This window comes from Micromonospora sp. NPDC047762 (assembly GCF_043204655.1).
Classification (GTDB): domain Bacteria; phylum Actinomycetota; class Actinomycetes; order Mycobacteriales; family Micromonosporaceae; genus Micromonospora.
This window is the reverse complement of the sequence record NZ_JBIDCQ010000001.1, coordinates 957089-972088: the sequence shown is the minus strand read 5'-3', so window position 1 is coordinate 972088 and position 15000 is coordinate 957089. Positions and strand designations below refer to the sequence as shown.

Genomic DNA, 15000 nt, shown 5'->3' with positions numbered 1-15000 from the left:
GACGTGTCGTCCGGCCGGCGGCGGCGTCGTGTGCTGGTGCGGGTCACTCCCGGTTGGGTGGCAGGCTGGGTAACAGCCCACCGCCACCACCACCTGTGCCGCCGCCGCCCGGATTACCGCCGGGGTTACCGCCAGGGTTGCCACCGGGGTTGCCGCCTGGATTGCCCCCAGGGTTGCCGCCGCCGCCGGGGTTGTTGCCGCCGGGGTTGCAGAGGATGTCGATCAGCGGGTTACAGGGTTGTCCCTGGCCGGGCTGACCCCCCGGGTTGGGCGGCGGCGAGGGTGGCGGCGGGGCTTCACCGTTTCCGGAATCCGGATCACCGACGTTCGCCGCCGGCGGGAAGTCGACCTTGGGCTTGCCCTTGAGCGCCTCGTTCATGAACCGCTCCCAGATGTCGCCCGGGAGGTTTCCACCACTGACCTTGCGCTTGTCCTTGAGGATGAGTGGCTTCCGGTTCCCCACGTTGCCCACCCACACCGCGGTGGCCAACTGTGGCGTGTAACCGATCATCCAGGCGTCGCCGTTGTCCTCGCTGCCGTCCTTGAGTTCCCAGGTGCCGGTCTTCGAGGCCGCCTTGCGACCGTCGTCGAGGCGGTGGTTGACAGCGGCCGGGTAGTCCTTCAAGACGGACGTCACATCGTCCACCACGCTCTTCTCGATTCTCCGCTTCGAGTCGAGCTTCTCGCTGTAGACCTTGTCCCACTTACCGGTGTTCGGGTTCTGCTTCTCCACCGAGTAGAGGAAGTGCGCCTTGTTGTAGACGCCCCCGTTGGCGAAGGTCGCGACGCCGTTGGCGTGGTCCAGCACCGTGATCGGATACTGGCCGTAGCCGACCACGTTGAAGAACGGCTCCGGCGTGATGTCCTTCGGGTCGCTCTTCGTCAGGTCGTAGGCCTTCGCCGGGTTGGTGTCAGTGCGCCACATGGCGGTGACGCCGGCCTGCTTGGCCATGTCGACGACCTTGTCCGCGCCGATCTCCTCCGTGACGTAGTAGAACGGCACGTTGAGGGACTTGAGCGTGGACACCCGCAGCGTGCAGGAGTTGCCGCAGGAGGGGTTGTCGGTGCCGGCGTTGCTGACCTTGAAGGTGCCCTCCGGCTTGAAGGCCTTGCCCTTCCAGCGAGACTCGAGCGCCTTCTTCTCCTTGAGCGCGGCCGCCAAGGTGTAGATCTTGAAGCTTGATCCGGGCGAGTGACCGCCGCTGATCGCGCCGGTGGAGTCGGTGTTCTTACCGGCATAGTCGGTGCCGGTGCCGTTGTCACCGCCGTAGTACGCGACCACCCGACCGTTTGTGGGATCGATCGCCACCACCGCGGCCATGATGTTGGAGGGCTGACCGGCCAACTCGGAGCCCTTGGACTTGCGCTGGGCCGTCTCGACCGCCGCCGCCTGCATCTTCGTGTCCATTGTGGTGCGGATCCGGTAACCGCCGGACATCAGCGCCTGGGAGCACGACGGCTTGGCATCTGTCACCTCCGTGTCCTTCTCGACACAGATACCCCTGTCCCGCATCTCCTGCCGGACGTAGTTGATGACGTTGCCGTACGGGGTGTCGACGCCGAAGTCGACGCCGATGCCGCCCTTCTTCGGGGACTTGATGGCCTTCAGCGGGTACTCGGCAGGACGCGGCTCCATGCCGGGCACACCCAGCCAGCCCTCCTTGACCATGCCGTCGATCACGTAGGTCCAGCGATCCTGTGCCGCGGTGGGGTTGATGGCCGGGTCGTACCCCTGGTGGGTGGAGCTGGGTTCCGGCTGCTTGATCAGAGCCGCGAGGACGGCACCCTCGGCCGGGTTGAGCTTGCTCACCGACTTGCCGAAGTAGGTCTGCGCTGCGGCCTCGATGCCGTAGGCGCCCCGGCCGAAATAGATCACGTTGAGGTAGTGCTGCATGATCTGCGGCTTCGTGTACTCGTCGTTGAGCTTGGAGGCGAAGATCGCCTCCTTCACCTTCCGGGCGTACGTGTCGTCCTTCAGGTTGTCGTAGGCGTTGCGCGCGTACTGCTGGGTGATGGTGGAGGCACCCTGCTTGTCGCCGCCGGAGAGGTTGTTCCAGCCGGCCCGGGCGATGCCCTTGTAGTCCACACCCGAGTGTCGGTAGAAGTTCCGGTCCTCGGCCGCGGCCACCGCCTTCTGCACGTAGTCCGGAATCTGGTCGATGGTGACCAGGGTCCGGTTCTGATCGCCCACCTTCGCGATGATCGTCTTGTTGTCGAAGGCGTACAGGGTGGTCGCCTGCGGCGGAGTGATCTCGTCCGGAAGCACCACGTTCGTCGAGTAGTAGGTGAACCCGACCACGCCGATGCCGGCGAGCATGACGAAGACGGCGAACCCGGCGATCAGCAGGTTCATCCGCTTGCGCTTCTTCGCCCGCGCCGCGGCGCCCGAGTCGCCCGGACCACGGCCGCCCCGACCGGGACCACCCGGGCCGCCCGGCCCACCGGGACCCCCAGGGCCGCCCGGCCCACCGGAGACCGGTGAGACGCTTGCGCGCGCGACCGCCGCACGACCACCGACCGACGCGGACCCGACGCTGGCCCGGCCCGCCGAGGCGGTGCCGACCGAGGCCGCACCGACGGAGGCGGCACCGACCGCGGCCCTACCTGCGGGCGCGCCCGGCGCCGGGGAGACGGGCACCGAGGCCCGACCGGCACCGGCGCGTCCAGCTGCCGCACCCGGTGCCGGCGAGACCGGCACCGAGGCCCGACCGGCCCGGCCGGTCGCTGCCGAACCCACCGACGCGGACCCGGCGGCCGCGCTGCCACGCGGCGGCACCGAGGCGGAGCCACCGACCGTGGCGCGGCCACCGGCAGCCCGGGGCGTCACCGAGGCGCGGCCCGGGGTTGCCGCGCCGGAGTCACCGCCGGGCCGGCGGTACGCGTCGTCCGCGCCCGGTCCGGGGTCACCGTCCGGACCCGAGTACTGGGCCCGCCCGCGCGCAGAACTGGGATCACCGTACGAGTTCATTCCTCACACCCTGCCGGTCGCGGTGGGGCGCGGCTGCGCCGCCACCGGGTTGCCGTGAGTTGCTTCACCCGGGACGCCGGCACGGGGGTGCCGGCCGACCGGGGTCATTGCCGTATCAATCGGGCCAATCGGGCGAACAAGCGGTCGGCCGTCCCGGGTTTCGTCTGCCACTCCGGGGCCGGTCCAACCAGCTGGTGTCACCGTTGCGCCTCTCGCCTCCGCCGACCGGCGCCTTCGGCGCCCGCCGCGTCCTGCTCGCTCGTGCCGTCGCTGTCGCCGGTCAGACCGTCCCGGCCGAGCAGGTACTGCTCGACGAGATGGTTCCAGTCACAACCGAGGCACACCTCCACGACGAAGACCTGGAACTCACGCAGCGTCATCGCCAGCACGGGCAACTCGGCAAGTGTCCGAGCCTGGCCGGCGGACTGCTTGAGTTCGTCACCGTAAATGTAGTGGACCAGCGTCAGGTTTTCGCTGCGGCAGATCGGGCAGCGCCGGTCCGTCGGCTCTCCGTGGAACCGAGCGGCGTTCTTCAGGTACGGCGACGCGTCGCAGACGTCGTACGTGCCGACCCGGCCGGCCAGGAGCTCACGCAGCACTGCTCGCTTCTGAAGCGAGTAGTCGACGACCTGGCGCTGCGTACGCATGCGGAGAAGGGTACGCGGTCCGAACCGAGCAGGCGACCACGCTCACAATCCGTGACGACGACATCTCGGAACGGGGGTTTGCCCTGGCCCACGCGACCCGCTAACGTGCGATGTATCGGTCCGATACATCGCGGCGGTTACCACTCCACGCCGGAGGGTAAAGAGAGGGTGGCCAGTGCTTGAGTTCGCCATCCTCGGCCTCCTGCAGGAGTCTCCGATGCACGGCTATGAGCTGCGCAAGGAGCTGACCGCCAAACTCGGCGCGATCCGGGCGGCGATCAGCTACGGCTCGCTCTATCCCACGCTACGCAGGCTGCAGGCGGCGGGATGGATCACCGAAGCTGCTGAGACACCCGCCACTGCCGAGGAGGTTCCCGCGCTGACCAGCCGACGAGGTCGGGTGGTCTACAAAATCACCGCGGAAGGCAAGGAACGCTTCGCCCAGCTGATCGCACAGGCCGGGCCCGAGACGTACGACGACACGGGCTTCGGGGTGCACTTCGCGTTCTTCGCCCGGACCGACCAGGCGACCCGCCTGCGCATTCTGGAGGGTCGCCGCCGCAAGATCGAGGAGCGTCGCGAAGGGCTTCGCGACGTGCTGGGCCGGGCGGCCGAGCGCCTCGACGCTTACACGCTGGAACTGCAGCGCCACGGCCTTGATGCCTGTGAGCGCGAGGTCCGCTGGCTGGAGGAGCTCATCGCCAACGAGCGCTCCGGCCGAGCCCCGACGGTCCCGAACATCGGGACAGCCGGCGGCCGACGAGAAGACAACAGCCCGCCTCCGCCTGGAGAGACCAGGAATGAGCGGCCGTGACAGAAAAGAAGGAGGCAGACGCTATGGGCTCCGTCCGCGTCGCCATCGTCGGTGTGGGTAACTGCGCCTCGTCCCTGGTTCAGGGCGTCGAGTACTACCGGAACGCCAACCCGAACGACCGCGTCCCGGGTCTCATGCACGTCGCCTTCGGCGACTACCACGTCAACTCCGTGGAGTTCGTCGCGGCGTTCGACGTGGACGCCAAGAAGGTGGGCATGGACCTCGCGGAGGCGATCGTCGCCAGCGAGAACAACACCATCAAGCTCTGCGACGTGCCGCCGACCGGCGTCAGCGTGCAGCGCGGTCCGACCTTCGACGGTCTGGGCGAGTACTACCGCGAGATCGTCGAGGAGTCGGACGCCACCCCCGTCGACGTGGCGCAGGCGCTGCGTGACGCGCAGGTCGACGTCGTCGTCTGCTACCTCCCGGTCGGCTCCGAGCAGGCCGCCAAGTTCTACGCCCAGGCCGCGATCGACGCTGGCTGCGCGTTCGTCAACGCCCTGCCGGTCTTCATCGCCTCCGACCCGGAGTGGGCCCAGAAGTTCACCGACGCTGGCCTGCCGATCGTCGGTGACGACATCAAGAGCCAGGTCGGCGCCACCATCGTGCACCGTGCCCTCGCGAAGCTCTTCGAGGACCGCGGCGTCGAGCTGCTGCGCACGTACCAGCTCAACTTCGGCGGCAACATGGACTTCATGAACATGCTGGAGCGCAAGCGCCTGGTCTCGAAGAAGATCTCGAAGACCCAGTCGGTCACCTCGCAGATCCCGCACGAGATGAGCAAGAGCGACGTGCACATCGGCCCGTCGGACCACGTGCCGTGGCTGGACGACCGCAAGTGGGCGTACATCCGCCTGGAGGGCCGCTCGTTCGGTGACACCCCCCTCAACGCCGAGCTCAAGCTCGAGGTGTGGGACTCTCCGAACTCGGCCGGCGTCATCATCGACGCGGTCCGGGCCGCGAAGATCGCCCTGGACCGGAAGATCGGCGGCCCGATCCTGTCGGCCTCGTCGTACTTCATGAAGTCTCCGCCGGTGCAGTACGCCGACCACGACGCCCACCAGGCCGTCGAGGAGTTCATTGCCGGTGAGGTCACGCGCTGACGCGCTGAATCATCAAGCACGTGGAAGGGCCGGGTCCGTGCGGACCCGGCCCTTCGCCGCGTTCAGCTCGACATCTCCAGGTACGGCGACAGCCGCAACGCCAACTCGTCAACGGAATCAATCTCACCGCTGGCCAACGCGTCGGTGAGCGCCATCCGCTCCTTGGCCGGCATGTGTAGCACCACCCCGCAACGAACCAGGAAGATCCGCATAGCTGCCCAGGCGAGGCCGGCGTTCCACATGTCGAGCGGCCGCCAGATCATCAATCCGTGCATCAACGCCGCCGTCCTCTCCAGCACGGTCGGGTAGACGGCCCGCCCCAGCATCCGGGCGTGTGGGCGGGCCGCCGCTGCGACGAGGATGCCGCCGTCCCTGACCCGGCTGTGCTGGCCCGTGTGCTCGGACAGGAGGATCAAGAGGTCTTCCGGCTCGGGCCACGGTTGATTCACCGGTCCCCCAACATCTCGAAGAACTCGGCGTCTTCCTCCAGGACCCGCCGGGCGGCCTGGCGGGTCCACTCGTTGCGCTCCTGACGCTCGAGGTATTCCTGGATCGCCACCTCGACGGTCTTGTGCATCGAACGGTGTTCCGCCTCGGCCAGCTCCCGAAGGCGCTGCTCGACCTCGGGCTTGAGCGTCAGGGTGAAGGCCATACCGTTTTTGTATAACTCTTCCGGGGGTACGTCAACCAGACTCGACACCGTCTCTTGCCTCCATCTCCGCAGCCAGCACGTTCGCGTTTCGACCAACGCACATGCAGAGACCGAGGTACGGAGACAAAGGGTCGAAATGTGTAGCGATCGTCACGTGTTCATCTCCCGGCGCGGCGGCCAGGCGTGACGGCATCGGTCGAAGGTCAGGACCACGCGTGTCGCAGCGCGACAGCGGCCTCCAACTCCAGCAGCTTGATCTTGCGCGGCAGGCCTCCGCCGAAGCCGACCAGCTTGCCGCCCGCCCCGACGATCCGGTGACACGGCACGATCACCGGGACCGGGTTGCGGTTGCAGGCCACTCCCACCGCCCGCGCCGCCCCAGGGTCGCCCACCAGGCGCGCCACCTCGCCGTACGTCAGCGTCTCCCCGTAGGGGATCCGCGTCATCTCCCGCCACACGGCGCGCTCGAAGTCGGAGCCGCGCGGCACCGACACCGGAACAGTGAACGCGGTCAGCTCACCGGTGAAGTACGCCCGCAGCTCGTCGACGGCCTGCCGGGACAGCGCGTCATCGGGCTCGTCGGTGGCCGCCTCGAGCCGGCCGAAGTGGGCACCGCAGACGTTCGTGCCGTCGGTGGCCACGGAGAACTCGCCGATCGGCGAGTCGAGCACGGTCCAGCGCATCCACCGATTCTCCCCGACGCGGACCATCCCGCCGGCCCGGCCTCCGGCGGCGGGCCGAGCGCCACTCCCGACCCGCACCGGTAGATCATCTTCGTGTCCTGTCAGCCCGTTCGGCGTTGCGCGGCGTCGATACCGTCAAGGTCGTGGCAACGGGGACGCTCATCTTTCTGATCATCGGCGGGGCGGGCATCGGTGTGCTCGCGCTCGCGCTGCTCGGCACCGAGCTGCTCCACTTCGGGCACGCCGACGTGGACGGGCCGATCTCGGTCGAGACGGTCGCCGGCTTCGCCGGGGCTTTCGGGTTCGGCGCGGCCATCGTCAACGAGCTGCTCGGTGCGCGTACACCTGGCATGGTCGTCGGGGCGGTGGCCGGCGGCGTGCTCGCAGCCGTGCCCACCGGCTGGTTGGCGTCCCGGCTGAGTCGGGCGGCGCGGAACATGCGCACCGACCCCACCCCCACCCGCGACGACCTGGTCGGCGCGCTCGGCCTGGTCGTCACCCCGGTGCCGGCCAACGGGTACGGCGAGGTCCGCATTCGCCTCGCCGGCCAACCGGTCAAGCTCAGCGCCCGCGCGGACCAGCCGATCCCGATCGGCGCCCAGATCTTCGTCGTGCAGGCGCTCAGCGAGACCAGCGTGCACGTAGAGACCTACTGATCTCCCCCTCACAGACGGGACTATTTATATGGCCCTACTCATCGCCATCGGTGGCGCGGTCCTCCTCGTGCTCATCCTGGTGTTCTTCGTGCTCTCCCGGATCAAGGTGGCCGGCCCGAACGAGGCGTTCATCGTCACCGGTCGCAAGGGCCGCACCACGCAGACCGCCGACGGCGGGCGGTCCACCGACACCTCCGGTCAGAAGGTCGTGCTGGGCGCCTCGGTGTTCGTGCTGCCGGTGGTGCAGAAGCTCCAGTCGCTCGACCTGTCCAGCCGGCGGATCGACGTCGGCATCCGGGGCGCGGTCAGCAAGCAGGGCATCCGCGCCGACCTGCATGGCGTGGCGATCGTCAAGGTCGGCGGGACCGAGGACGCGATCCGGGCCGCCGCCCAGCGGTTCCTGCACCAGCAGGACGAGATCGACAACTTCACCCGGGAGGTGCTGGCCGGCGCGCTGCGCTCGATCGTCGGCCGGCTCACCGTCGAGGAGGTCATTCGGGACCGGGCGGCGTTCGCCAGCGCCGTGGCCGAGGAGGCCGAGCACTCGATGACCAACCAGGGTCTGGTGTTGGACACCTTCCAGCTCCAGGACATCCTCGCCGAGGGCTCCTACCTGCAGGACCTGGGTCGACCTGAGGCCGCCCGGGTGCTCAAGGACGCGGCGATCGCCGAGGCGCGGGCCCGGCAGCAGGCCGAGCAGGAGCGCCTGCTCGCCGAGGAGGCCATCGCCGAGGCGAACCGGAACCTGGCCCTCAAGCAGGCCGGCATCCAGGCCGAGATCGACGCGGCGAAGGCGAAGTCCGCGGCGGCCGGACCGCTCGCCCAGGCCGAGCGGGACCAGGCGATCCTTTCCGAGCAGCAGAAGGTGGCCGAGCGCAACGCCGAACTCAAGCAGCGCCAACTCGACACCGAGGTTCGCAAGCCGGCCGACGCGGCCCGGTACAAGGTGGAGCAGGAGGCCGAGGCGTCCCGCAACGCGGCGGTGCTGCACGCGGACGCACAGCGGCAGTCGGTCATCGCGGCCGCGCAGGCCTCCGCCGAACAGGCGCGGCTCACCGGTGAGGGCGAGCGTGCCCGGCGTGCCGCACTTGCCGAGGCGAACGCGATCGAAGGCGCCAAGGAAGGTGAGGCCGAGCAGCGTCGGCGCTCCGCCATCGCCGAGGCGGTGGAGCGGGAGGGCCAGGCGGAGGCCGCGGCCATCCTCGCCAAGGGTGAGGCCGAGGCCGACGCGATGGCGCGCAAGGCCGAGGCGTTCGCCGCGTACGGAGAGGCGGCCGTGCTGGACCTGCTGGTCAAGGTGCTGCCGCAGGTCGTCGAGGCGGCCAGCGCGCCGATCGGGGCGATCGACAAGATGACCGTGATCTCCACCGACGGCGCGTCGTCGCTCACCAGGTCGGTGGCCGGCAACGTGGCCCAGGGCCTCCAGCTCGGCAGCGATCTCACCGGGATCGACCTGCCCGGACTGCTGGCACGGCTCGGTGCCGGACGGAGCGACGCCACCGCGCCGGTCACCGGGGGCGGCACTGTGGACGGCAGCGCAGTCTCGCGCTGAGCGCGCACAACCGGCCGACAGTCAGGGCTCTGGCCGGCACCGGATGACCCACGAACGGCCGGCGCCCGCCGGCACCGCCTCCCAAGGGAGGGGTGCCGGCGGGCGCCGGTGGTAATTCGGTGGCTAATTCAGGCGAGGCCCAGGACGAAACGCTCGCCCGCCGAAAGGCCGAAGTCCTCGCTCCAGAAGTCGAAGTCCTTGTTCGGGATCAGCTGGCTGGTGCCGGCGCTGCCGGCGCTGACCGCCTGCCCGTCGACGTTCGCGTAGATCCAGCCCGACCCGTCCGTGGTCCCGACACCCCGGTGCCAGAAGGTGAAGGCCTCCCAAGCATTGATTCCGGCGGCCGAGGCAACCATCGGCTTCGATCCGGCGGAGGTCGCCGAGACGAACTTGCCGTTGGCCAGCGAACGCAGGCCGAAGTAGCCGTTGTAGTCCAGGTCGTACAGCTCGAACTTCTCCCAGGTGCTGACCTTCGTGGCCACCGGGATCAGCGGCTTGCTTCCGGCACCGTCAGCGGAGACGAACTTGCCGCTGGCGGAGGACTTGAAGCTGACGAGCAGGTTCGTCTCGAGGTCGAACTTCTCCCAGGTGCTGGCGTTCGTCGCGCTGGCAATCAGCGGACCACCGTTGCTGGGCGCACTGACGTACTTGTTGTTGACAGTGGCCCTCAGGCTCACGGTGCCGTCGGTCTGGTGAACCAGCTGGAACCTCTCCCAGGTGCTCACCGACGCGGCAGCGGCGATCAGCGGCTTGCTGCCGGCACCGTTGGCGCTGACGTACTTACCGTTGACGTTCGCCCGCAGTGCGACCAGGCCGCTGCCGAGGTCGACGATGTCGAGCTTCTCCCAGCCGCCCAGCACCGGGCCGACGGAGGCCAGGGGCTTGCTGCCCGCACCGTCAGCCGAGACGAAATAGCCGTTGGAACGCGCCAGCAGACCGTGCGCGGTACGCGCGGGAGACAGAGCCGCCGCGACGTTGAGCAGACGGTCCACCCCGCCCTGCGGGTTCAACACAGCGCCAGCGAGCCCCCGGGTCACGATCGTGTTGCGCACCTGGTTCGGGGACCACGTCGGGTTCGACTGAAGCAGCAGCGCAGCGGCTCCGGCCACGTGCGGCGCCGCCATCGAGGTCCCGCTGAAGGCCACCGACCCGTTGGTGGTTCCGCTCGCCGCGGAGACGATGTCCACGCCCGGAGCCCAGACGTCGACACACGGACCGTAGTTCGAATCGAAGTACTCGGTCGAGGCCCGACGGTCGAACCTGTCGGTGGCGCCGACGGTGATCGCCGCCGACACCCCGGCCGGGGTGTAGTAGCAGGCATCGTCCGCGTCGTTGCCGGCGGCCACCGCGTAGGTGAGACCGGTGGCGATGGAGTTGCTGACCGCCATGGAGATCGCCGGGTAGTCCGGGTTCTCCGGCCCACCGAGGCTCATGTTGACCACGGCAGGCTTCTGCGCGTTGGCGGTCACCCAGTCGATCCCGGCCACGACTTCCTCGGTGGTGCCAGCACCATCACAGTCGAGGACCCGGACGGCGACCAGGCTCACGTCCTTGGCCACGCCGTACTTCGTGCCGCCGACGGTGCCCGCCACGTGCGTGCCGTGACCGTGGCAGTCCTGCGCCACATTGTCCCGCTCGATCGCGTCGTAGCCGTTGGAGGCACGGCCACCGAAGTCGGTGTGGCTGATGTCGATGCCGGTGTCGACGATGTACGCCTTCACCCCGGCACCGGTGTTGGGGTAGGTGTAGCTGCCATTCGGCTTGGGCGAGACCTGATCGATCCGGTCCAGGCCCCAGGAGGGAGGCGAGCTCTGCGTTCCGCTCGCGTGGACGCGAACCACCGGCTCCACGGATGCGACATCCGGGTCGGCGGCCAGCCGGCCTGCCTGCTTCGCGGTCATCGCGGCGGAGTAGCCGTTGACGGCGCTGCTGTACAGCCGGCGGACGCTGCCGCCGTTCTCCTTGGCCAGAGCCGAAGCGGCGGCCTTGATCTTGGCGGGCGTGGTCTTCTTGTCCTTGAGAACCACGATGTAGCGACCCGGCACGACCTCGGCGGGCTTGGCCTTGGCCAACCGGCCGTCCTGCTTGGGAGCGGTCAACTTGCTGGCGGGCTTCGGTGCCAACGGAGCGGTCGGTTCGGCCATGGCGGCCCCACCGGTCGCAGCGGTGACGATGATGGTTGCGGAGGCGAGAGCAACGCTCGCCACCGCCGAGCGGCGTATTACGCCACGGCGTTTCACTAGGTGATCTCCCCGTTTGATCGTCGCCCGTCCAGTCCGGACGGCGGACGGGCGGTGGGGTCGGCGGCGGTGTCGATGCACCGGTAGCCGACGGACGCCCAGTCATCATGGACGACGATGAAAGCGCTACACCTCAGCCATTCGGTCGATCCGCTCGCGTTTCGTCGTCGACCGGACAGCTGAGCATCGCCGTCGGCCACGTCCTGAAGTGACGGTTCCCGCCACCTCACCGCGGATCGCGCTACCTGACCAGCATCGCGTTGAGCGCGTCAGCCGAGGATGCCCTCGGCGCGGGCCCAGCGCAGCAGCTCGGCCTCGGCGGCGTCACGGTCCAGCGGACCCTGCTCGAGGCGTTGCTCCTTGAGGTGCTTCCAGGCCCGCCCGACCACCGGCCCCGGCGGTACGCCGAGCAACTCCATGATCGCGTTGCCGTCCAGGTCGGGTCGAACCCGCGCCAGGTCCTCCTCAGCCGCGATCCGCGCGATCCGATCCTCCAGCGCGTCGTAATCCGCCGCGAGCTGCGCGGCCTTGCGCCGGTTGCGGGTCGTGCAGTCGGAGCGGGTCAACTTGTGCAGTCGGGGCAGCAGGTCACCGGCGTCGGCGACGTAGCGGCGCACCGCCGAGTCGGTCCACTCGCCCCGCCCGTACCCGTAGAAGCGCAGGTGCAGCGCGACCAGCGCGGTCACCTGCGCGGTGACGTCCTTGGGGTAGCGCATCGCCTTCATCCGGGCCTTGGTCAGCCGGGCGCCGACCACCTCGTGGTGGTGGAAGCTGACCCGGCCGTCGGACCCGACCGCCTTCGTCGCCGGCTTGCCCACGTCGTGCAGGAGGGCGGCCATCCGCAGGATGAAGTCGCAGCCCTCCTCCTCGTAGGAGACCGCGTTTTCGACGACCGTCAACGTGTGCTCGTAGACGTCCTTGTGCTGGGCGTGCTCGTCGATCTCCAGCTTCAGCCCGGTCAGCTCCGGCAGGAACCGCTCGGCCAGCCCGGTGTCGACCAGGAGCCGCAGCCCGGTGATCGGGTCCGCGCCGCAGAGCAGCTTGGTGAACTCGTCGCGGATCCGCTCGGCGGTGATCCGGTCCAGGTCGGCGGCCATCTCGGTCATCGCCCGGTGCACGTCCGGGTGCACGGCGAAACGCAGCTGGGCGGCGAACCGGGCAGCCCGCAGCATCCGCAGCGGGTCGTCGCCGAACGACTCCCCAGGCGTGCTCGGGGTACGGATCACCTTCGCCGAGAGATCGTCCAGCCCACCGTGCGGGTCGGTGAACCGGTGGTCCGGCAGGCTGACCGCCATCGCGTTGATCGTGAAGTCGCGCCGCTTCAGGTCCTCGTCGAGGCTGGTGCCGTACACGACCACCGGGTTGCGGCTGACCTGGTCGTACGACTCCGCGCGGAAGGTGGTGATCTCCAGTCGGAGGCCGTCTCGCTGGGCGCCGATGGTGCCGAACTCCCGCCCGGTCTCCCAGATCGACTCAGCCCAGCCCTTGATGATCCGCAGGGTCTCGTCGGGGTGCGCGTCGGTGCAGAAGTCGAGGTCGTCCCCGAGTCGACCGAGCAGGGCATCCCGCACCGAACCGCCCACCAGGTGCAACTCGTGACCGACGCGGACAAAGCGGCGGCCCAACTCGTCGGCGACCGGGGACACCCGGAGCAGTTCGGCGACGGCGTTGCGCTGCGCGGCGGTGAGTTCGCGGCGGTCGGCGGCGTGAGGAGCGGAGGCTTCGGACATGGGATCGCCAGCTTATCGGGCCGGGGTGTGATCCGATCCGCCGGGCGCGGGTAACGGGTGGGGGTTGACTATGGTCTGTGGCGTGCGGGTCGGTGCCCGACTCGACGTACCCCTGGGAGGCTGGAGATGAGCGGCGGGCTCTACCGCAGCGCCAACGCCACGCCGGACGGTAACGTGCCGCCGGCTGACGGGGCGGTCTTCATCTCCGCGGAGCCGCTGAACCAGCCTGGGGTGGAGGCGACGGCACCCCCACCCGAGGTCGTCGGCGAGACCAGCGCCGCCGCCAACAGCGCGATCATGGCCGTCGGCAGTCTGGTGAGCCGGGGCACCGGCTTCATCCGGAACCTGATGATCGGCGCCGCCCTCGGCAACCTGATCGGCAACGCCTACACGACTGCCATCTTCCTCCCCAACCAGGTGTACGAGTTCCTGCTCGGCGGGGTGCTGACCAGTGTGCTGATCCCGGTGCTGGTCCGTCGGCGCAAGAGCGACGCGGACCGGGGCGAGGCGTACGCCCAACGGTTGCTCAGCCTCGCGGTGCTGGCGCTGGCGGTGGCGGCCCTGATCGCCGTGGCGTCGGCGTCCTGGCTGACAGCCATCTACGCCAGCGGCAAGGACGAGGCCTACACCACACTGATCACACGCCTGTCCTGGCTGATCCTGCCGATGCTGTTCTTCACCGGCGTCAGCGCGTTGATCGCAGCGGTGTTGAACACCAGAGGTCACTTCGCCGCGCCGATGTGGGCCCCCATCCTCAACAACCTGGTGGTGATCGGCGTCTTCGGTCTCTACATCCTGGTCTACGGGGCGAAGGGGCTGCAGCCGTCGGAGGTGGGCACCGGTCGGATCCTGCTGGTCGGTGGCGGCACCCTGCTCGGCGTGGCGGTGCAGACCGCCGGTCTACTGCCGGCACTGCGCAAGGTCGGCTTCCGGTGGCGGTGGCGGTTCGACTTCCGCGAGCTGGGGTTGCGCGAGCTGGCCAAGCTCGGGGCCTGGATGTTCTGCTACGTGGCGGTCAACCAGCTCGGCCTCTTCGTGGTGGTCAATCTCCTCACCCGGGCCGCGGGCACTGACCAGGCCGGCATCCTGATCTACAACAACGTCTTCCTGCTGCTGATGATGGCCCACGGCATCATCGCCGTCTCGATCATCACCGCGCTGATGCCCCGGATGGCAGCCGCCGCAGCCGACGGGCGGTTCCACGACGTCACCGCAGACCTTTCCCGAGGTGTCCGGATGGTGTCGGCGGTGCTCGCGCCGATCGCGGTCTGCTACGCGGTGCTGTCCATCCCGATCTCGGTGGTCGTCTTCCGGTACGGCGCGTTCAGCGCCGAGAACGCGTCAGCCACGTCCACCGTGCTGCTGTTCGCCGCGATCGCGCTGGTGCCGTTCGCGATCAGCCAGCTCTTCACCTTTGCCTTCTACGCCCTGCCGGACACCCGCACCCCGGCCCTGATCAACATTCCGGTGGTGGCGCTGCGGGTCGGCGTACAGATCGTGCTGTTCGCCGCGTTCGCCGCGCACTTCGCGGCGGCCGGAATGATGATCGGCAACGCGGTCTCCTACGTGGCGGCGGCTGTCGCGTCCGCCTGGTTGCTCCGGCCCCGGGTCGGCCGGATCGGCCTGGGCGTCATCATGCGTACCCTCGGCCGGGTCGTGGTCGCCGCACTCGGCGCCGCGCTGGTCGGGTGGTTGGTGATCACTCTGCTGCCCGGCGGCGACGAGCCGAGCTGGTTCGAGGCGGCAACCCAGCTCGTGGTCGGCGGCGTGGTGATCGGCGGGACCTATCTGGGTCTGGCCATGCTGCTGCGGATCGGGGAGATCACCGAGGTGGTCGGTATGGTTCGCCGCCGCCTCGGTCGCTGAAAGTCCGCATCCGATTACAACAAGTTGACACTCATACGGAATGTGACTACGGATCACCAGGCTGGGGATGCGCCTGTGGATAACTCCGC

Annotated in this window: 13 protein-coding genes; 6 read left to right on the top strand and 7 right to left on the bottom strand. The window is 69.0% G+C overall.

Annotated elements, in window-relative coordinates; all coding sequences use genetic code 11:
- Positions 1 to 43: 43 nt before the first annotated feature.
- Complete coding sequence (locus tag ACGF3C_RS04730; protein ID WP_393218733.1) at positions 44 to 2353, bottom strand: transglycosylase domain-containing protein; 2310 nt, start codon at positions 2351 to 2353, stop codon at positions 44 to 46.
- Here ACGF3C_RS04730 and ACGF3C_RS04725 point away from each other — a divergent pair.
- On the top strand, positions 2316 to 3026 hold the full coding sequence (locus ACGF3C_RS04725; protein WP_357231682.1) for a hypothetical protein: 711 nt from the start codon (positions 2316 to 2318) through the stop codon (positions 3024 to 3026). The two genes, ACGF3C_RS04730 and ACGF3C_RS04725, sit on opposite strands and share 38 nt — an antisense overlap.
- Positions 3027 to 3165: 139 nt before the next feature.
- On the opposite strand, the gene ACGF3C_RS04720 is transcribed toward ACGF3C_RS04725, so the two are convergent.
- Positions 3166 to 3615, bottom strand: a complete 450-nt coding sequence (locus ACGF3C_RS04720; protein ID WP_355004535.1) for a DUF5318 domain-containing protein — start codon at positions 3613 to 3615, stop codon at positions 3166 to 3168.
- 175 nt (positions 3616 to 3790) lie between these two features.
- On the opposite strand from ACGF3C_RS04720, the gene ACGF3C_RS04715 reads away from it, so the two are divergent.
- Together ACGF3C_RS04715 and ACGF3C_RS04710 are read left to right on the top strand one after the other, a co-directional pair.
- Complete coding sequence (locus ACGF3C_RS04715) at positions 3791 to 4429, top strand: PadR family transcriptional regulator (RefSeq protein WP_030331823.1); 639 nt, start codon at positions 3791 to 3793, stop codon at positions 4427 to 4429.
- 23 nt (positions 4430 to 4452) lie between these two features.
- A complete protein-coding gene (locus ACGF3C_RS04710) occupies positions 4453 to 5532 on the top strand; it encodes an inositol-3-phosphate synthase (protein ID WP_357231685.1) in 1080 nt (359 codons plus the stop codon).
- A gap of 62 nt (positions 5533 to 5594) precedes the next feature.
- On the opposite strand, the gene ACGF3C_RS04705 is transcribed toward ACGF3C_RS04710, so the two are convergent.
- The 3 genes from ACGF3C_RS04705 to ACGF3C_RS04695 all read right to left on the bottom strand — a co-directional run bounded on the left by ACGF3C_RS04705 (position 5595) and on the right by ACGF3C_RS04695 (position 6867).
- Complete coding sequence (locus ACGF3C_RS04705; RefSeq protein WP_393218727.1) at positions 5595 to 5948, bottom strand: hypothetical protein; 354 nt, start codon at positions 5946 to 5948, stop codon at positions 5595 to 5597.
- Positions 5949 to 5977: 29 nt separating this feature from the next.
- Positions 5978 to 6184 (bottom strand): ribbon-helix-helix protein, CopG family, encoded by a 207-nt coding sequence (locus ACGF3C_RS04700; protein ID WP_088987059.1) that lies wholly within the window; start codon positions 6182 to 6184, stop codon positions 5978 to 5980.
- 203 nt (positions 6185 to 6387) lie between these two features.
- Positions 6388 to 6867, bottom strand: coding sequence for a methylated-DNA--[protein]-cysteine S-methyltransferase (locus ACGF3C_RS04695; RefSeq protein WP_393218724.1), 480 nt, complete (start codon positions 6865 to 6867; stop codon positions 6388 to 6390).
- A 143-nt stretch (positions 6868 to 7010) separates the two neighbouring features.
- Between ACGF3C_RS04695 and ACGF3C_RS04690 the strand changes: the two genes are divergently transcribed.
- Both ACGF3C_RS04690 and ACGF3C_RS04685 read left to right on the top strand, forming a co-directional pair.
- Positions 7011 to 7523: a hypothetical protein gene (locus tag ACGF3C_RS04690; RefSeq protein WP_393218721.1), complete on the top strand. Its 513-nt coding sequence runs from the start codon at positions 7011 to 7013 to the stop codon at positions 7521 to 7523.
- Between the two features lie 28 nt (positions 7524 to 7551).
- Positions 7552 to 9075, top strand: coding sequence for a flotillin family protein (locus ACGF3C_RS04685; RefSeq protein ID WP_393218718.1), 1524 nt, complete (start codon positions 7552 to 7554; stop codon positions 9073 to 9075).
- Between the two features lie 128 nt (positions 9076 to 9203).
- Here the strand turns inward: ACGF3C_RS04685 and ACGF3C_RS04680 are convergent, their stop codons facing one another.
- Complete coding sequence (locus ACGF3C_RS04680) at positions 9204 to 11282, bottom strand: S8 family serine peptidase (protein ID WP_393218715.1); 2079 nt, start codon at positions 11280 to 11282, stop codon at positions 9204 to 9206.
- Positions 11283 to 11584: 302 nt separating this feature from the next.
- Positions 11585 to 13045 (bottom strand): CCA tRNA nucleotidyltransferase, encoded by a 1461-nt coding sequence (locus ACGF3C_RS04675; RefSeq protein ID WP_393218712.1) that lies wholly within the window; start codon positions 13043 to 13045, stop codon positions 11585 to 11587.
- 126 nt (positions 13046 to 13171) lie between these two features.
- Here ACGF3C_RS04675 and murJ point away from each other — a divergent pair, with 126 nt between their 5' ends.
- Positions 13172 to 14911, top strand: a complete 1740-nt coding sequence (murJ, locus tag ACGF3C_RS04670; protein WP_357226069.1) for a murein biosynthesis integral membrane protein MurJ — start codon at positions 13172 to 13174, stop codon at positions 14909 to 14911.
- Positions 14912 to 15000 lie beyond the last annotated feature (89 nt).